Annotated in this window: 22 protein-coding genes; 18 read left to right on the forward strand and 4 right to left on the reverse strand. The window is 33.1% G+C overall.

The window, feature by feature from the left end:
• A partial coding sequence (locus tag Q385_RS0107500) for a restriction endonuclease subunit S (protein WP_211245394.1) occupies positions 1–471 on the reverse strand: 471 nt, incomplete at its 3' end.
• 235 nt (positions 472–706) lie between these two features.
• On the opposite strand from Q385_RS0107500, the gene Q385_RS0107505 reads away from it, so the two are divergent.
• Complete coding sequence (locus tag Q385_RS0107505; RefSeq protein ID WP_028951072.1) at positions 707–2047, forward strand: glutamate-5-semialdehyde dehydrogenase; 1341 nt, start codon at positions 707–709, stop codon at positions 2045–2047.
• Between the two features lie 49 nt (positions 2048–2096).
• Positions 2097–3425, forward strand: a complete 1329-nt coding sequence (gene ffh / locus Q385_RS0107510) for a signal recognition particle protein (protein WP_028951073.1) — start codon at positions 2097–2099, stop codon at positions 3423–3425.
• Here ffh and Q385_RS0107515 read toward each other — a convergent pair.
• Entirely contained in the window at positions 3409–4035 is a 627-nt protein-coding gene (locus Q385_RS0107515) for an endonuclease III domain-containing protein (RefSeq protein ID WP_028951074.1), read from the reverse strand. The genes ffh and Q385_RS0107515 overlap by 17 nt on opposite strands.
• Before the next feature lie 66 nt (positions 4036–4101).
• Here Q385_RS0107515 and Q385_RS0107520 point away from each other — a divergent pair, with 66 nt between their 5' ends.
• The 16 genes from Q385_RS0107520 to Q385_RS0107595 all read left to right on the forward strand — a co-directional run bounded on the left by Q385_RS0107520 (position 4102) and on the right by Q385_RS0107595 (position 14669).
• Positions 4102–4857 carry a YebC/PmpR family DNA-binding transcriptional regulator gene (locus Q385_RS0107520; RefSeq protein WP_028951075.1) on the forward strand — a complete coding sequence of 252 codons (756 nt, stop codon included), beginning with the start codon at positions 4102–4104 and terminating at the stop codon, positions 4855–4857.
• Between the two features lie 2 nt (positions 4858–4859).
• Positions 4860–5321, forward strand: coding sequence for a crossover junction endodeoxyribonuclease RuvC (locus Q385_RS0107525; protein WP_028951076.1), 462 nt, complete (start codon positions 4860–4862; stop codon positions 5319–5321).
• A complete protein-coding gene (locus tag Q385_RS0107530; protein WP_028951077.1) occupies positions 5318–5614 on the forward strand; it encodes a hypothetical protein in 297 nt (98 codons plus the stop codon). Before Q385_RS0107525 ends, Q385_RS0107530 begins: the two co-directional genes overlap by 4 nt.
• Positions 5611–6252: an RdgB/HAM1 family non-canonical purine NTP pyrophosphatase gene (rdgB, locus tag Q385_RS0107535; protein ID WP_028951078.1), complete on the forward strand. Its 642-nt coding sequence runs from the start codon at positions 5611–5613 to the stop codon at positions 6250–6252. The genes Q385_RS0107530 and rdgB overlap by 4 nt, the downstream gene beginning before the upstream one ends.
• Entirely contained in the window at positions 6236–6448 is a 213-nt protein-coding gene (locus Q385_RS0107540; RefSeq protein ID WP_028951079.1) for a MoaD/ThiS family protein, read from the forward strand. The genes rdgB and Q385_RS0107540 overlap by 17 nt, the downstream gene beginning before the upstream one ends.
• A complete protein-coding gene (locus Q385_RS0107545; protein WP_028951080.1) occupies positions 6445–7356 on the forward strand; it encodes a TIGR00269 family protein in 912 nt (303 codons plus the stop codon). The genes Q385_RS0107540 and Q385_RS0107545 overlap by 4 nt, the downstream gene beginning before the upstream one ends.
• A complete protein-coding gene (gene rpe / locus Q385_RS0107550; RefSeq protein ID WP_028951081.1) occupies positions 7353–8015 on the forward strand; it encodes a ribulose-phosphate 3-epimerase in 663 nt (220 codons plus the stop codon). The genes Q385_RS0107545 and rpe overlap by 4 nt, the downstream gene beginning before the upstream one ends.
• A gap of 25 nt (positions 8016–8040) precedes the next feature.
• Entirely contained in the window at positions 8041–8580 is a 540-nt protein-coding gene (gene def / locus Q385_RS0107555; protein ID WP_028951082.1) for a peptide deformylase, read from the forward strand.
• 13 nt (positions 8581–8593) lie between these two features.
• A complete protein-coding gene (lgt, locus tag Q385_RS0107560) occupies positions 8594–9373 on the forward strand; it encodes a prolipoprotein diacylglyceryl transferase (RefSeq protein WP_028951083.1) in 780 nt (259 codons plus the stop codon).
• Positions 9360–10595 (forward strand): bifunctional folylpolyglutamate synthase/dihydrofolate synthase, encoded by a 1236-nt coding sequence (locus Q385_RS0107565; protein ID WP_028951084.1) that lies wholly within the window; start codon positions 9360–9362, stop codon positions 10593–10595. The genes lgt and Q385_RS0107565 overlap by 14 nt, the downstream gene beginning before the upstream one ends.
• Positions 10570–11418: a tRNA pseudouridine(55) synthase TruB gene (gene truB, locus Q385_RS0107570; RefSeq protein ID WP_028951085.1), complete on the forward strand. Its 849-nt coding sequence runs from the start codon at positions 10570–10572 to the stop codon at positions 11416–11418. Before Q385_RS0107565 ends, truB begins: the two co-directional genes overlap by 26 nt.
• Positions 11419–11485: 67 nt before the next feature.
• The gene (cysM, locus tag Q385_RS0107575) at positions 11486–12436 is read left to right on the forward strand and encodes a cysteine synthase B (protein ID WP_028951086.1); all 951 of its coding nucleotides are present in this window, start codon (positions 11486–11488) and stop codon (positions 12434–12436) included.
• Positions 12429–13034 carry a molybdenum cofactor guanylyltransferase gene (gene mobA / locus Q385_RS0107580; RefSeq protein ID WP_028951087.1) on the forward strand — a complete coding sequence of 202 codons (606 nt, stop codon included), beginning with the start codon at positions 12429–12431 and terminating at the stop codon, positions 13032–13034. Before cysM ends, mobA begins: the two co-directional genes overlap by 8 nt.
• Before the next feature lie 54 nt (positions 13035–13088).
• Complete coding sequence (locus tag Q385_RS0107585) at positions 13089–13925, forward strand: family 1 encapsulin nanocompartment shell protein (RefSeq protein WP_028951088.1); 837 nt, start codon at positions 13089–13091, stop codon at positions 13923–13925.
• A gap of 25 nt (positions 13926–13950) precedes the next feature.
• Positions 13951–14406 carry an OmpH/Skp family outer membrane protein gene (locus Q385_RS0107590; protein ID WP_028951089.1) on the forward strand — a complete coding sequence of 152 codons (456 nt, stop codon included), beginning with the start codon at positions 13951–13953 and terminating at the stop codon, positions 14404–14406.
• Between the two features lie 74 nt (positions 14407–14480).
• A complete protein-coding gene (locus Q385_RS0107595; protein ID WP_028951090.1) occupies positions 14481–14669 on the forward strand; it encodes a hypothetical protein in 189 nt (62 codons plus the stop codon).
• Here the strand turns inward: Q385_RS0107595 and Q385_RS0107600 are convergent.
• Together Q385_RS0107600 and argH are read right to left on the reverse strand one after the other, a co-directional pair.
• Positions 14656–16011, reverse strand: coding sequence for a high affinity choline transporter 1 (locus tag Q385_RS0107600; RefSeq protein WP_028951091.1), 1356 nt, complete (start codon positions 16009–16011; stop codon positions 14656–14658). The two genes, Q385_RS0107595 and Q385_RS0107600, sit on opposite strands and share 14 nt — an antisense overlap.
• On the reverse strand, positions 16008–17384 hold the full coding sequence (argH, locus tag Q385_RS0107605; protein ID WP_028951092.1) for an argininosuccinate lyase: 1377 nt from the start codon (positions 17382–17384) through the stop codon (positions 16008–16010). Before argH ends, Q385_RS0107600 begins: the two co-directional genes overlap by 4 nt.
• Positions 17385–17404: the final 20 nt, after the last annotated feature.

Genomic DNA, 17404 nt, shown 5'->3' on the forward strand with positions numbered 1-17404 from the left:
GAATAAAAATTCATAACTCAAAACTACATCTGTTTGTACTCGTTGTCTCCCTGAGCTACCAGTCATTGATTTTATAGCTACATCTCTAAAATCTGGTGAAATAGCAAAGTAATATAAAAAATGACTATCTGTTATTCCCTTTTTTCCTCTTAAAACTATAAATTCTGTAGAACCAAATCCTATTTCATTATCTTCTAAAATATCAACATATGCTGTCTTACCGTTCTCCAAACTTGGTGTAATTCTTGCGACTAACGTATCACCGTTCCTAAATTTTGCACCTCCATTATATAATCCTATTTGATAAGTATAAATTTTTTTTGTAAAAGGTTGTAATGCTTCCATTGGTACTTCTTTAGCAAGAGTTCCCTTCTTTAATATTTCAGAAGGATTAACAATAGCTACCTCTCCCAACTTAACCCTTTTCCATCCTTCAGGCAGTTTTTCACTCATAATAGAATTCCGTTCCATCTATCCATATCCATTATCGTGTAAATCTATCCATTTAGATAGTTTTTTGAGTTTTATTGCCGATACTTCCACTAAACCACTTCTTTTATTTTCTTTATCATCTTTATTGCTCTTAGCTCTTTAATAACTTCTTCATGTTAGTAATTATAGGCAAATATGATTAAAAAATCAAGCTACTGTATTCAGCCCTAAAAAAGTTTTATAATATATACACATAAAACTTGGAGGTTTTATTATGGACGCAAGGCAGTATGCAGAAAGTATAGCAAAAAAAGCAAAAAAAACTACAAGACAGCTATCAAGTCTAACAACAGATATAAAAAACAAAGCACTTTTAAAAACCGCTGAGCTTTTAGATAAAAACAGACAATTGATTTTACAAGAAAATCAAAAAGATTTAGAAAATGCAGAAAAAAAAGGATACACAAAAGCCCTTTTAGACAGATTGGCTCTAAATGATAAAAGAATAGACCAGATGATACAAGTTTTAAAAGATGTGGCAGCTCTCCCTGACCCAGTAGGAGAGATAATAAACATGTGGACTCGTCCAAATGGTTTAAAAGTTGGACAGATGAGAGTTCCACTTGGCGTTATACTAATAATTTACGAAGCAAGACCAAACGTGACGATAGAAGCTGCATCTTTGTGTATGAAATCTTCAAATGCAGTAATACTAAAAGGTGGAAGTGAAACGATAAACTCAAACAGGGTGTTGGTAGAGATTATAAAGCAAGCATGCAGAGAAACCTGTTTTCCAGAAGATGCTGTGATGTTTGTTGATACAACAGATAGAAATATAGTAAATGAGCTGTTAAAATTAGAAGGCCTTATAGACGTAGCTATACCAAGAGGTGGAGAGAGCCTTATTAGAGCAGTTGCAGAAAATTCAAGAATTCCAGTTATAAAACATTACAAAGGTGTATGTAATCTTTATATAGACGATGAAGCTGATATGGAAAAAGCATTAAACATAGCATACAACGCAAAAGTACAAAGACCTTCTGTATGTAATGCAATAGAAAACTTAGTTGTAAATAAAAAGATAGCCGATAAATTCCTACCTGAGATAGCTTACTACTACGGAAAAGCTGGAGTAGAGATGAGATGTGATGAGTACAGCTACAACCTGCTTATAAACCATCCAAAAGCAAAAGATACAGAGATACTCCCAGCAAAAGAGGAAGACTATTACGAAGAATTTTTAGACCTTATAATAGCTGTTAAAGTTGTAGAAGATTTAGACGAAGCTATAGATTTTATTGAAAAGTATGGTTCTCACCACTCTGACGCAATCGTTACAGAAAATTACACAAAAGGAATGAAGTTTATCCAGCAGGTAGACAGTGCAGCTGTTTATATAAACGCATCTACAAGATTTACAGACGGAAACGAGTTTGGACTTGGAGCTGAGATGGGAATATCAACGGACAAAATCCACGCCAGAGGTCCAATGGCTCTAAAAGAATTAACAATACCTAAATTTATAATTTTTGGAGATGGACAACTCAGAGAAAACGTAGGCATACCAAAAGATGAAGGAGAGATAAAGATAGATATTCAGGCTTGTAATCTTTAAAAATTGGACAATGTTATAATGTTTTAACACCAATCTACGGAGGTATTTTATGTTTGAACTTTTAACAGAAAAGTTTTCTTCTGTTATTGATAAGTTAAGAAAGGCTAAAAAGATAGATGAAAAAACTTTAGATGAAGCACTTAAAGATATAAGGACAGCCCTATTAGAAGCAGACGTAAACGTTGACGTTGTAAAAAAGTTTATAGCAGATATAAAACAGAAAGTCTTAGGACAGGAGCTTATAAAAGGTCTATCAGCTGGAGAAACCGTAATAAAACTAATTTACGATGAAACGATAAATATATTAGGTGGAGAAGAACCACCTACATTAGCTAAGCCAGATAAACCACCTGTAATAATAATGCTTGTAGGTCTTCAAGGTACAGGTAAAACAACAACAGCAGGTAAACTTGCAAAATACCTAAAATCAAAAGGATATAAAGTAGGAGTAGCATCTACAGACGTAAGAAGACCAGCTGCTGCAAAACAACTCTGCACTTTAGCACAGTCTATAGATATTCCTTGTTTTGTAGATGAACAAGAAAAAGATGCCTTAAGACTTACAGATAAAGTCATAGAAGATGCAAAAAAACAAGGATTTTCTTACATAATCTTAGATACAGCTGGAAGGCTTCACATAGACCAAGAGTTGATGGAAGAGTTAAAACAGATTAAAGAAAAAGTCAAACCTGCAGAAGTCCTATACGTTGCAGATGCAATGCAAGGACAAGAGGCAATTACAACCGCAGAAGAGTTTCATAGAGCTGTTGGTTTAACTGGGGTGATACTTACAAAACTTGACGGTGATGCAAAGGGTGGTATTGCTCTCTCTGTAAGACAAGTCCTTGGAGTACCTATAAAATTTGTGGGAATAGGAGAAAAGATAGAAGATTTAGACCTATTCTATCCAGATAGAATAGCTCAAAGAATACTTGGACTTGGAGACATTCAAACCCTTATAGAAAAAATGCAAGCAGCCATAGATGAAGACAAAGCGAAACAGATGGCAGAAAAAGTTATGAATGCAGAGTTTACCTTAGAAGACTTGAAAGAACAAATAAAAATGATTAGAAATTTAGGACCGATGGAGCAAATATTAAAGATGATTCCAGGAATAGGTAGTCAGTTAAAGAATATAAAAGTAGATGAAAAACAGTTTATAAGAATAGAAGCTATCATAAACTCAATGACACCAGAAGAAAGAAGAAAACCACACATAATAAACGGTAGTAGAAAAAGAAGAATAGCAAAAGGTAGTGGAACAACCATTTTAGACGTAAACAAAGTTTTAAAACAGTATGAAGAGATGAAAAAAATGATGAAAAAGATGAAAAAAATGTCAAAAGGTGGAGGTTTTCCGTTTAGACTGCCTTTTTAAAATTACAGTGATTTGATAAGAAGCAGTTTTCACACTTTGGCTTTTTTTGACAAAACTCTTTACAGTGTTTTACTATAAGTGCGTGAAACTCCTTATAAACTTCCAAGTCTATAGGTAGTTTGGAGGTTATGAACTTTTGTAAATGAGAATAAGATATATTCTCAGGTGTAAGGCCTATCCTATAAAAAAGCCTTTTTGTATAGCTATCTACTACAAAATAAGCTTTATCTAAAGCATAAAGCAATATACTGTCAGCTGTTTCCTGACCTATACCTTTTATTGAAAGCAAGTCTTCTCTACTTATTTTTTCTTTAATTAGAAAAAGTTTAGCCATATCCTTTAAAGTCCTTGTCTTTTGATTGTAAAATCCTGATGGTTTTATAAGATTTTTGAGTTTTTCTATATCTATCTTGGCTATACATTCAAATGTTAGACAGTTTTCTCTTATAATATTTTGTAAAGATTTTTCTACATTGTTCCAAGAAGTGTTTTGAGTCAAAACTGCACCTATAGATATTTCGGCTACTTTATCTTGATTACTGTAAATAGGCCACCAGTTTTGAAAGCCATAAAAATCCAGTAAAAGCTTGTATAGATTAAAAACTTCCATAATATTGCCTTGTATTTGATTTTTATATATTTTATAATGATTATAACAAAAAAGCGGAGGTTTTTTATGGCAGGACACAGTAGATGGCACAACATTAAAAACAAAAAGGCTAAAGCAGATGCTATAAAAGGTAAAATGTTTACAAAAGTTATCAAAGAGATAACTATTGCCGCAAGACTTGGTGGTGGAGACCCTGAAGCAAATCCAAGACTTAGAATGGCTATAGAAAAAGCAAGAGAAGTAAACATGCCTTCTGAAAACATAGAAAGAGCAATAAAGAGAGGAACTGGAGAGTTAGAAGGAGTTAATTACGAAGAGGTAAGGTACGAAGGTTATGGTCCAGAAGGTGTTGCAATTATAGTAGAAGCAACTACAGACAATAGAAATAGAACAACTGCAGAAATAAGACACATTTTTTCTAAATACGGTGGAAACTTAGGTTCATCTGGTTGTGTCTCATTTTTATTTGAAGATAAAGGAGTTATAAACGTTGAAAAATCAAAATACTCAGAGGAAGAAATTTTAGAAAAAGCATTAGAAGCAGGAGCTGAAGACGTTATAACGGAAGATGAAGAATACTACGAAATAAGAACTTCTGTCCAAGATTTTTACAAAGTTAAAGAAAATCTTGAAAAAATGGGAGTAGAGATAGTAAAAGCTGAACTTACAAAAATACCTACAACTACCGTAAAAATAACAAATGAGGAGAGTGCTACAAAACTTATGAAACTATTAGATGCACTTGAAGACAACGATGACGTGCAAAAAGTGTATGCAAACTTTGACATTCCAGAAGAATTACTCCAAAAGATAGAAGGCTAACGTTGAAAGTTATATCAATAGACCCATCAACATCTAAAACAGGCTATGCCATAGCAGAAATTTATGACGATAAAATAGACTTAATAGAGTATGGGAACATAGTTTTAAAAGGAAAACAGCATGGCTTAAAACTGCTGTTTGACACACTCCAAGATAAAATAGAAAATCATGAAGTAGAAGCTGTAATATTAGAGACGCCTTTTTACAGCATAAACGCCCAAACACTTATAAAATTAGGAGAAGTAAGAGGAGTAATCCTACTTTTAGCACAAATTTACAACCTAAAAGTTTTTGAGTACACACCAGCAGAAGTAAAAATATCAGCGACAGGATACGGAAGGTCATCAAAAGAAGAAGTGATTCAAATGATAAACAGAATATTTAACTTAGATATTCAAGACAGTGATATAGCAGACTCTCTGGCAATTCTTTACTGCCATACACTACAGAAGGTAGAAATATGAAAAAAGTATTAATTATTTTTATTAGCATAGTATCTTTTTCATACGGTCAAACCTGTGATGGAATGTTTGCTATATACGACAGCTGTTATGACTCGAATAACTGTGATGAAAGCTACAACGCAGTTTATAACCTTTCACTTTCAGCAGGACTTTCAACTCAAGTATCTGAAAAAATGGCAAAAATATGCAGGTATTCCTGTGAAAACAAAAAAGCAACTGTAAAAAAATTATCTAAAGAAGACTTTCAAAATACATTCTGTCCACACGTTAAAAAAGAGGAAAAGAAACAATGAAAATATTAGTAGCCACAACAAATGAAGGAAAATTAAGAGAAATCAAGTCAATACTTTCAGACTTAGATGTAGAACTTTTATCTCTTAAGGATGTGGATAACATTATAGAAGTAGAAGAAGATAAAGAAACATTTTTAGAAAATGCTATAAAAAAAGCTACTACCTACGCAAGCTTTTATAAAATTCCTGTTATAGCAGAAGATGCAGGATTAGAAGTTGATGCTTTAGAAGGTTATCCAAGCGTTTACTCTGCAAGATTTTACAGTATAGAATACGGTGGAAAGTTAGAAGATGAAAGTCTATCAAAAGATGAGAGAAACAACTTAAAACTTTTAAAACTACTTGAAAACAAAGAAAATAGAAAAGGAAGGTATAAAACTGTAGTTGTGTATTATGATTCTGATAAAGGAATAGGTATATGGACAGAAGGAGTTTGTGAAGGAGAGATAGCTCAAAAACCCCAAGGGTCTGGAGGGTTTGGCTACGACCCTATCTTTATTCCTCAAGGCTACAATCAAACTATGGCACAGCTCCCACCAGAAGAAAAAAACAAGATAAGCCATAGAGGAAAAGCTTTAAGTAAGTTAAAAGAGTTATTAATAAAAACTGGAGTAGTAGAGATTGGATCTAAAAGTTAAGTACAGAGGTCAGGAAAAGATTTTAAATTTTGATAAAGACAAGGTTAAAGCTAAAGACGTACTAAAAGCCCTTGGTTTGTCAAAAGATTTTGCCTTTGTAGTCAAAAACGGTGAGATTGTAGATGAAAATGAGACTATAACTCAAAACGATGAAGTTAGAGTTATAAACGCAATATCTGGAGGAAAAATTAGTTGAGAAAATGTTTTAAATGTAGTCAAAAAGCCCAAGTTTACCTTCCACAACACAGACTCTCTCTATGTAAAGACCACTACTTAGAATGGTTTGACAACAGAGTAGAAAAAACTATCAAAGAATTTAAAATGTTTAAGAAAGAAGACAAAATATTAGTTGCAGTATCAGGAGGTAAAGACAGCCTTTCTCTATGGAAGGCTTTAACAAATTTAGGTTATCAAGCAGACGGATTTTACATAAACCTTGGAATAGGAGAGTACTCTGAAACATCAGAAAAACTTACAACCAAATTTTCAGAAAAAATAGGAAGACCACTTTATAAAATATCGTTAAAACAAGAAATAATGCCTATTCCTGAGATAAAAAAGCATGATTCAAGACCAGCATGTTCAGTATGTGGAATGGTAAAAAGATACTACATGAATAAATTTGCAAAAGATAACGGTTATAAAATAATTGCAACAGGTCATAACCTTGACGATGAAGCAGCCGTCTTATTTTCAAACACTTTAAACTGGAGCATAAAGTACTTAAAAAGACAGTATCCAGTATTACCAGAAGAAGACGGATTTATAAGAAAGGTAAAACCACTGTGTAAAATATCAGAAAAAGAAAGTGCAATGTACGCAGTTTTATCAGGTATAGAGTACATAGAAGAAGAATGCCCGTTTTCAGAAGGAGCTACCTCTATAGACTACAAAGTGTTTTTATCCCAGCTTGAGGAAAAAAGTCCTGGTACAAAACTTCGCTTTTACAGTGAATTTTTAAGAAAGATGTATCCAATACTTCAAAAATCAGAGGAAAAACCAGTGCTTAAACCTTGTAAGATATGCGGAGAGCCATCAATTAACGAGATATGTTCAGTTTGCAACCTTAAACTAAAATTAAAAAAACAGGAGGAAAGAGTTTGAAACTACTTGCCCCTTCCATACTGTCAGCTGACTTTTCAAAGTTAGGACAGCAGATAAAAGAAGTTGAAGAAGCAGGAGCTGACATAATTCATTTAGACATAATGGACGGAAGGTATGTACCAAACATAACTTTTGGAATTCCAGTTGTAGAGTCTATCAGACCTATAACAAACCTTCCATTTGACGCCCACCTTATGATAGTAGAGCCAGAAAAGTACGCTCTTGACTTTATAAAAGCAGGAGTTAATATGATTTCTTTCCATATGGATGCTACTATCCACGCTCACAGACTTGTTGACCTTATAAAGTCTAATGGTGCAAAAGCAGGAGTAGTTTTAAACCCTGCCACACCTGTCAATACCCTTGAAGAGATTATATATTACATAGATTACGTTCTTATAATGTCTGTAAACCCAGGATTTGGAGGGCAAAAATTTATCCCCCAAACAGCAGAAAAAGTAAAAAAACTGATAATGCTTATGGAACAAACTGGAAGAACGGATATACTTATAGAAATAGATGGTGGTGTAAGTAAGGAGAATATAAACTACCTTTCAATGATAGGAGTTAACATATTTGTAGCAGGCAGTGCAGTATTTAAAGGCAACATCAAAGAAAACGTAAAACTCTTAAAGCAAAATATTGGTATATGTATTTAAAAAATGCTAAAGGAGAGAAAAAATTATGGAATACAGAATAAGAACTTGGCCAGATAAAATACTGAAAGAACCTACAAAAGAGGTAGACTTTTTTGATGATAGACTTAAAGAGTACATTAATAAAATGTGGGAGTTTATGTACAAAGAAGAAGGTGTAGGACTTGCAGCAAATCAGATAGGTATTCCATACCAGATACTTGTTATAGATACATCTATCAGAGAAAAGAAAAGCGAAGAAGAGACAGAAAATCCTGTTAAAATGGTTTTAATTAATCCAAAAATAGTAGAAAAAGAAGGGCAGGTAATGTCAACAGAAGGTTGTTTAAGTTTTCCTGGCGTTCAGATAACTATACCAAGGTACAAAAGAGTTAAAGTAGTAGGTAAAAACGAAAAAGGAGAAGACGTTGTAATTGAGAGTAGTGAGTTTTTATCAATAGTACTACAGCACGAGATAGACCACCTAAACGGTATTCCTTTTATAAGCTACCTTTCACCGTTAAAAAGAAAGTTAGTCTTAGACAAATATCTTAAATCTTTAAAAGAATCTGAATATCAAACTGGATAAGGAGGTAATCTTTATGTTTCCAGATTTAATAACTATAGGTGGTTTTACAATACACACTTACGGCGTTTTAACTGCAATTGGACTTTTAGTTGGTTTTTATGTAGGTCTTTACTTTGCAAAAAAAGAAGGCATTTCAGAGAAAAACTATGAAAACCTTTTTATTCTTACAGTAATAGGCGGAATTTTAGGTGCAAGAATTGCTTATATTATAGAGCATAAAGAAGATTTTAACTCTTTTTTAGATTTTTTTGCTATTTGGAATGGAGGGATTGATTGGTTTGGAGGATTTATAGGAGGTTTAATAACAGCTATCACATACATAAAAGTCAAGAAGCTCCCACTTCTTAAGGTTGCAGATGTTGCAGGTGTGTCTATTCCTATAGGACATTTTTTTGGAAGGCTTGGATGTACTTCGGCAGGATGTTGCCACGGAAAACCTGTTCCACCAGATTCTCCTTTTAGAGATATTGCTATTATATTTCCCAACAACCCACATTGTTTAGCTCCTCAAGGCGTTCCCCTTTATCCTACACAGCCAGCAGAAGCAATCGGAAACTTACTTATATTTTTAGTTTTATTTTTTACTTACAGGAAAAAATCTTTTGACGGACAGATTATAGGAATGTATCTAATACTTTACGGAATAGAAAGATTTTTACTTGAGTTTTGGAGAGGTGTTACACCACCACTTCCTTACATAGGACTAACTTGGAACCAGATTATCACTCTAATGATGGTAGCATCAGGAATAGTACTGCTATTTTATCTAAGGTCAAAGCGTGAACCTGTTTGATTTTTTCAAAAAAAAGGTTTTTAACATAGAGCCAGGATTAGATAGAATAACGGAAGCTCTACAAGAGCTGTCTAACCCACATAAAAACTTTAAATCAGTGTTAGTAGCAGGGACAAACGGAAAAGGCTCAACTTGTGCTTATTTAGAAAGTCTTTTTAGACATCATGGTTTAAAAGTAGGACTTTTTACATCTCCACACCTTATACAAGAGAATGAAAGATGGCAGATAAACCGTCAAAACATTCCAAAAGATAAGTTAGATCTTTACATAAAAGATTTATTACCTATTATTCAAAAACATAGCTTAACCTACTTTGAAGCCTCTACTTTACTTGCTTTTAAATATTTTTCTGATGAGAAAGTAGATGTGGCGGTTGTGGAAGTAGGACTTGGTGGAAGGTGGGACTCTACAAATGTTTTAGACCCTTGTGTCTCTGTGATAACAAACGTATCTTTTGACCATATGCATCTATTAGGAGATACGTTAGATAAGATAGCCTTTGAAAAAATAGGAATTACAAGACCAGACAAACCAGCTGTGATAGGAAGAAATCAAAAAGAGATTATAGATTGGCTTGAAAAAAGGCAAGTCAAGGAGTTTTACGTTCAAACAGTTGATTTTAAGCCTATCTTAAAAGAAAATTTTTTGTGGGACTTTGAGTTTAAAGATTTTTATCTAAAAGATATAAAACTGTCTATGATAGGAAAAAGGCAGATAGAAAACGCTTCAACAGCTTTAGCATCTTTTTTAGTTTTTTGCGAGAAAAACAGTATTACACCTGTCAAAGAAAATATCAAACAAGCTTTAAAAAACACATTCTGGCAAGGAAGAATGCAGATACTTTCTGAAAATCCTTTAATCATAGCAGATGGAGGACACAACGAAGAAGGGCTTTTAAAAAGTTTTCAGGAGTTAAAGGAGCTGTTTAAAGATAAAAAAATCATAACAGTTTACTCATTTATGAAAGACAAAGAGACTGAAAAAATGTTTAAAATAATAAAAGAAAATTCGTATAAAACTGTAGCAACTAAGATAAACGTATCAAGAGGAATGGAAAAAGAAGATTTTTACCATATTGGAGAAAAAAACTTTATAGAAAATCCGATGGAAGCTGTAGAGTTTGCAAAAAAATACTCAGATGAAAACAGCCTTATCTTTATAACAGGCTCACTGTATTTAGTAGGAGAAGTGTTAGATGGATGGAATTCTTCTGATAGATAAACCTAAGTTTATAACCTCAAACGATTTAGTAATAAAAGTAAAAAAACATTTAAATGAAAAAGTTGGACATACTGGAATATTAGATTATGCAGCTTCTGGACTTATGGTCTTAACCGTAGGTAAAGCAACAAAATTCACCCAATTTTTTCAAGGACTTGATAAACAGTACATAGCAGAAGGAAAGTTAGGAGAGATAACAGATACTTACGACTCTCAAGGTAAAGTAATCCAGTCAAAACCTGTAAATATTACTCACCAGCAGTTGATAGAAGTAATAAACTCTTTTATAGGAGAATACGACCAACTTCCACCACCTTACAGTGCAAAAAAAATTCAAGGAAAAAGAGCATATCAACTAGCAAAAAAAGGAATAAATCCAGAATTAAAGCCTGTAAGAGTAAAAATATACAACATACAGATATTAGAGATAAACCTTCCTTATTTTAAAATAAAAGTAGATTGCTCATCAGGTACTTACATCAGGTCTTTAATAAAAGATATAGGAGATAAGCTAAATACTGGAGCTTATATGAGTGATTTGATAAGAACAAAGATAGGAGAGTTTAAATTAGAAGATGCTTTAAAACTACAAGAGATTTTAGATAAAAAAGACTTTAAGTTAATACCGTTAAAAGAAGCTCTTTACTTTTTTGAAGAAATACAGTTAACACCACAGTTAGAAAGAGCCTTTAAGCACGGTCAAAAGATAAAACTTGACGCAGATTTAAAAGGAATGTTTAAAGTGGTAAATCAGGAAGGACAGCTCCTTGGACTTGGGAAAATAGAAGAAGGAATATTAAAACCAGAGATTGTTTTGAGTTAGCATTTTCTAACTAACTGTATAACTGATATAATAATGCAAAATTTCTATTTAAGAGGTTTTACTTTTAATGTGGATACTTGGACAGCACGACGAAGGATATAGAAAAACAAGAAAATCGGTTTTAGAGCTTGTAGGAAATACACCATTAGTTAAGCTAAGCCGTTGTCTTCCTGACGATATAAAGAAAAAAAATATCGAAATATATGCAAAACTTGAAAGTTATAACCCTGGAGGGTCTGTTAAAGATCGCCCAGCAACAAGAATGATTTTAGAAGCAATAAATAGTGGAAAATTAACAAAAGATAAAGTAATAATAGATGCAACCTCTGGAAACACAGGAATAGCACTTGCAATGGTAGGAACCGCTTTAGGATACCAAGTAGAACTTGCAATGCCTGCAAACGTAAGTGAAGAAAGAAAAAGAATAATCAAAGCCTTTGGAGCAAAGATACATTTTACAAACCCCCTTGAAAGTACAGATGGAGCAATTATTTATGTTAGAAAACTTGTAGAAAAGTATCCTGATAAATACTACTACATAGACCAGTACAACAACGATGCAAACTGGAAGGCACACTTTGACTCAACAGCTGTTGAAATATGGAATCAAACCGGAGGAAAGATAACCCATTTTGTAGCTGGAATAGGAACAGGTGGAACTGTAATGGGAACAGGTAGAAGATTAAAGATATTTAACCCTGATATTCGAGTGATAGGAGTTCAGCCAGACAGCCCATTCCACGGTATTGAAGGATTAAAGTATATAGAAACCTCTATAAAACCAGGTATATTTGACGAAAACAGATTAGACAGAACAATGTTTATAGGAACAGACATCGCATACCAGAGGGCAAGGGAGTTATCAAGGTTAGAAGGAATTTTTGTAGGACAGTCTTCTGGAGCTGCCTTTGAAGCTGCTATACAAATAGCAAGAGAGATAGAGGAAGGAGTTATAGTATTTATCTGTCCTGATGGTGGAGAAAAATACTTAACAACGGCGCTTTACGACTATGAGTAAAAAAATATCCTGTGTAGTCTTAGCTGGTGGTCAAAGTAAGCGAATGGGAACTGATAAAGCCTTTTTGGCGTATAAAGATAAAACCTTTTTACAGACTATAGTAGAAAAACTATCAAAAAAGTGTGATGAAATAATTTTAAGTGTAAATAAAGACCCTCGAATCTACATAGACCACTTAAAGCCACATAAAGTCAAAGTAGTAAAAGACTTACATCCTTACGAAGGACCATTAAATGCTATACTTTCTGTATCAGAGCATATAAAAAATCCTTATGTATTTATAGCAACTTGTGATACGCCTTTACTTAACGAAAATTTGATAGATATTTATATGTCTATAATAGATGAGTTTGATGCTGTTATTCCACAAGTACACGGTAAATTTCAGCCACTTAACACTCTTTACACTAAAAAAAGCTTATTAAAAGTCAAAAACCTATACCCAGAGATAAAATCTCTTAATCAGTGGATAAAAAACTTAAAAAGGGTTTTAGTTGTTAACGAAGAAGTTATCCAAAACTTTGACCCAGACTTACTTACGTACAAAAGTGTAAACACACCTGAAGACTACGAGAGATTGATTAAGTATGGCCTTTAAAGTTTTCTTCTCTTATATTTATGTTATAATCTATTGAGTTTGGAGGTAAAAAAGATGGAATTTTTAAAAAGAGAAGAGGCTCCTTTAACTGCAACTGATTGGGAAAGGCTTGATAAGATTGTTATAGAAACAGTAAAGAGAAATCTTGTAGGAAGAAGATTTATTGAGTTATCTGGACCCTACGATGCAGGCGTTCAGTTTGTTCCTCAGGATATCATTGAATCTGGAAACAGTGGTGCTTGCGGTTTATTTGGCGAAAGTGATTGTGGAGTTGTAAAAGTAAAAGAAAGAAAATTTTTGCCCTTGCCTATAATATACAAGGATTTTAAAATCCATTGGAGAGATATAGAAACGGCAAAAAAGTTAGGAGTTCCTTTAGACTTTAGCGTTGCAGCCGTTGCAGCTTCTGACGTAGCGTTAACAGAAGATAAACTTATATTCCATGGAGATAAAGAAACAGGTTTTGAAGGTCTTTTGAATGTTAAAGGAAGGAATGTATGTAAAATAAAGGATTGGAGTAAGGAAGGAGAGGCTTTTTCTAATATATTAGAGGCAGTTGTAAAACTAAATGAGTTAGGATTTTACTCTAATTTTGCTTTAGTTTTAAATCCAAAAGACTATGCAAACCTACACAGACTTTACGGAAACAGTGGAGTTTTAGAAATAGAGCACATAAAAAAACTTTTTGATGTAGGAGTATTTACAGCTCCTGTTGTTCCTCAAAACAAAGCGGTTTTAGTTGCAACTGGAATAGAAAATATGGATATTTTTGTATCTCAAGATGTTATAACAGCCTATGTTAATTATGACAGTATGGACCATTACTTTAGAATTTTTGAGATAGTTGCCCTTCGTATAAAAAGACCAGAAAGTATATGTACAATTGAGTAAAAATACTTATTTTATAGGAGGATATATGAAAAAGTTTGTAGCGGTTTTATCGGTTGTTTTTTTTATGGCTTTATCTGTAGCTGTAAAAGCAGCTGACCTTGTTTTCATTGACGTTCAACCTGTGGTAAACAACTCTAAAGCTGGTAAAGATGCTCAGGCTCTTTTAGAAGAAGCAGGGAAAAAAGCTCAAGCAGAAGTTGAAGCAAAACAAAAAACTTTAAAGCAAGACCAGAAATCCCAAGAAGAGTTCCAAGCCTTTGCCATTCAAAAACAGCAGGAAGTTTTAAAAAGAAGAGATGAACTTCTTGGACAGTTTATGAAGTTAGTTCAAGAAAATTTAGAAAGCTTTGCAAAAGAAAAGAATTACTCTCTCATAATAGACAAGCAAGCAGTTTTATACGGAAAACCTGAACTTGACAAAACACAAGAGTTTTTAAACTACTTTGATTCCAAGTACGAAAAAGGTCCAAAAATAAAGTAAACTTAATAAAACATTCATAAAATATTAACACCTCCTCGGTAGAATTAATACAAATACTGTAGGAGGTGTTTAGTATGAAAATCTTAGAAGACCTAAAAATCCAATTTAAAGAAGTAGAGTTTGTATGTAAGTGTGGTAAATTACAAAAAACAGTTATTTTAGTAGGAAATGATTATGGATTTGAAACTGCTGTTTGTGAAAACTGTAAGAGAAGAAACTTTATAGAGTTTGACAACGGACTTGTAAAAGTTAAGTCTCTTTAAAAAGAAGAGAAAACAAAACCATACTTAAAACATTTACTAAAAATCCAACTATGACAGCTTCATACTCCAAACCAATTAGAAAGTTTACGAAAAACCAAGTTAGAAATCCTATAATAATTGAAGCTACTGCTCCTGCCTTGTTTGATTTGCTCCAGTATATTCCCAGTATAAACGGAGAGAACAATGAAACCAATGTGATAATTGAAGAGGTTGCAACAAGCTGATAGATACTCTCTCCAGAAAAAGCTAATAAAAGAGAAATTATACTTATAATTAAAACAGAAGATCTACTTAGAGTTAGTAATGCACTTTCAGAAAATGTTTTGAAAATTTTTGGAAGAATATTATTACTTAAAAGAGCAGATGGAGCCAAAATAGCAGCAGAAGCTGTACTTAAAATAGCTGACATCAATCCTGCAAAGAATATTGTTTTGATGTAATCGTTTGTATATAGAGAAATATAATCAATCAAAGTATTTTTACTTTCAAACCCTAAGCTAAATTTTATTATTAACACTGTAAAAAGAGGAATTAAAGCGACAGTTAAGTACATTAAACCCGCTAAAATAGAGGATTTAAAAGCAACGTCTTCACTCTTAGAAGACATATACCTTTGAAACAATTCCTGTCCTGGAATAGACCCAAGACTAATAGTAATCAAGCCTGCTATATACATTATAATATCTTTGTAGTTAAGCTCTGGAATTAGACTGTAATACGATGGTGGAATTTTTTTAAAAGCGCTAAACCCACCTGCCAAAATTATCACATCAAAAAAAACAAATAAAATACTAAAGATTATCACAATTGTTTGGATAAAATCAGTCAAAGCTATAGCCCACATACCTCCAAGGTATGTCAAAATCAAGACAATGAAAAATCCTATTAAAATGCTTACTTCAAAAGAAAAGTTTGTAATTGCTTTAAAAATAAGTCCAAAGGCAACAAATTGAGCAGCTATCCATCCAAAGTAGGATATTATAAGCATTAAAGTAGCTAAAATCTCAACTTTTTCTCCATACTTTACCCTAAAAAAATCTCCAAACGTAGTAAGTCCCATCCTGTATATAGGTTTTACAATAAGAAAACCTGCTAATATTAAACATAAAGCAGCTCCAAAAGGTTCTTCAATAACTTTAACAAATCCGCCCTTTAAAACTTCATCTGTCGCACCTAAGATAGTTTCAGAACCAAACCAAGTTGCAAAAAGGGCAAATGTAGAGAGAGAAAGAGGCAAAGACTGCCCTGCAAGAAGGTAGTCTCTACCTGTTTTAATTAATTTTTTTGAAAATAAACCAATTCCTATAAGTAAAAGTAAGTATCCAAAAATAAACCAAATCAACCCAGTTTATTTTTCCAAAATTCTATTTGACTTAAAACTTGGTCTTTTGCTGTCCCACCGAAAGACTTTCTCCTATCTGCTACGGTGTAAGGTGATAAAAGATTTAAAACATCTTCTTCAAAGCTACTGCTAAAATTTTTAAGTTCCTGTAAAGTTATACTTTCAAGGTCTCTTCCTTGATTTACAAGGTAAGCTACTATACTACCGACTATGTGGTGAGCCTGCCTGAAAGGTATTCCTTTTTCTACAAGGTAGTTTGCCAAATCTGTAGCTAACGCAAATCCTCCCGCAGCTGACTCTACTTTTTCTTTATTTATTTTAAGACCTTCTACAATTTTTGTTATACCGATTATAGAACCTTTTAAGGTTTTAACTGTATCAAAAACTGGCTCTTTATCTTCTTGCAGGTCTCTGTTGTATGCCAAAGGAAGACCTTTTACAATAGTTAAAAGAGCTACCAAATTACCGTAAACCCTTCCTGTTTTACCACGGATAAGCTCTAAAACGTCAGGATTTTTTTTCTGTGGCATTATTGAAGACCCCGTTGTTAATTTATCTGGAAGCTCTACAAAAGAAAATTCAGAAGAAGAGTATATTATCATATCTTCACAGAATCTTGACATATTTGCCATACATATAGAAGCGTTAGATAAAAACTCAATTGCAAAGTCTCTACTACTTGTGGCATCTATTGAGTTTCTCATTATTTGAGAAAAACCAAGTTCTTTTGCAACAAAATCTCTATCTATGGGAAAATCTACTCCTGCTACAGCTCCACTACCAAGAGGAAGCATGTCAATTCTTTTTAAGTTATCCTCAAATCTTTCCTTGTCCCTTTGGAACATTTCTAAGTATGCTAAAAAATAGTGAGCTACTCTTATAGGTTGTGCTCTTTGAAGGTGTGTATAAGCAGGCATCACTACATCTATATAAGCTTGTGCTTTTTCTAGTAGAGCATTTTGAAGTTGTGTTAAAAGGTTAATGATATCACTTACTTGATCTTTTAAATAAAGTCTAAATGCTGTTACAACTTGGTCATTTCTTGATCTTCCAGTATGAAGTTTTCCTCCTACATCTCCAATTTTTTCAATAAGTGATTTTTCTATGTTCATATGAACGTCTTCAAGCTCTTTTTTCCAAGTAAATCTACCTTCTTTAATCTCATTTTCTATCTGAGTTAAACCTTCTACTATTTTTTCAGCATCCTCTTTTGGTATTATTCCCTGTTTTCCAAGCATTTTTGCGTGGGCTATACTACCCTTTATGTCGTAAAGTGCAAGCTCCTTATCAAAAGAGACACTTTCTGTAAATTCTTCAACAAAAACATCAGTACTTTCCGAAAATCTTCCACCCCAGAGTTTTTTATCAACCATTATTCAAACCTCATAACTTT

Source organism: Sulfurihydrogenibium subterraneum DSM 15120, assembly GCF_000619805.1.
Taxonomy (GTDB): domain Bacteria; phylum Aquificota; class Aquificia; order Aquificales; family Hydrogenothermaceae; genus Sulfurihydrogenibium; species Sulfurihydrogenibium subterraneum.

Bases quoted from the DNA above. Each gene is read 5' to 3' on its own strand.
- Q385_RS0107505 (WP_028951072.1), top strand. From the start codon at position 707: ATGGACGCAAGGCAGTATGCAGAAAGTATAGCAAAAAAAGCAAAAAAA.
- ffh (WP_028951073.1), top strand. From the start codon at position 2,097: ATGTTTGAACTTTTAACAGAAAAGTTTTCTTCTGTTATTGATAAGTTA.
- Q385_RS0107515 (WP_028951074.1), bottom strand. From the start codon at position 4,035: ATGGAAGTTTTTAATCTATACAAGCTTTTACTGGATTTTTATGGCTTT.
- Q385_RS0107520 (WP_028951075.1), top strand. From the start codon at position 4,102: ATGGCAGGACACAGTAGATGGCACAACATTAAAAACAAAAAGGCTAAA.
- Q385_RS0107530 (WP_028951077.1), top strand. From the start codon at position 5,318: ATGAAAAAAGTATTAATTATTTTTATTAGCATAGTATCTTTTTCATAC.
- rdgB (WP_028951078.1), top strand. From the start codon at position 5,611: ATGAAAATATTAGTAGCCACAACAAATGAAGGAAAATTAAGAGAAATC.
- def (WP_028951082.1), top strand. From the start codon at position 8,041: ATGGAATACAGAATAAGAACTTGGCCAGATAAAATACTGAAAGAACCT.
- lgt (WP_028951083.1), top strand. From the start codon at position 8,594: ATGTTTCCAGATTTAATAACTATAGGTGGTTTTACAATACACACTTAC.
- truB (WP_028951085.1), top strand. From the start codon at position 10,570: ATGGATGGAATTCTTCTGATAGATAAACCTAAGTTTATAACCTCAAAC.
- cysM (WP_028951086.1), top strand. From the start codon at position 11,486: ATGTGGATACTTGGACAGCACGACGAAGGATATAGAAAAACAAGAAAA.
- mobA (WP_028951087.1), top strand. From the start codon at position 12,429: ATGAGTAAAAAAATATCCTGTGTAGTCTTAGCTGGTGGTCAAAGTAAG.
- Q385_RS0107585 (WP_028951088.1), top strand. From the start codon at position 13,089: ATGGAATTTTTAAAAAGAGAAGAGGCTCCTTTAACTGCAACTGATTGG.
- Q385_RS0107590 (WP_028951089.1), top strand. From the start codon at position 13,951: ATGAAAAAGTTTGTAGCGGTTTTATCGGTTGTTTTTTTTATGGCTTTA.
- Q385_RS0107595 (WP_028951090.1), top strand. From the start codon at position 14,481: ATGAAAATCTTAGAAGACCTAAAAATCCAATTTAAAGAAGTAGAGTTT.
- argH (WP_028951092.1), bottom strand. From the start codon at position 17,384: ATGGTTGATAAAAAACTCTGGGGTGGAAGATTTTCGGAAAGTACTGAT.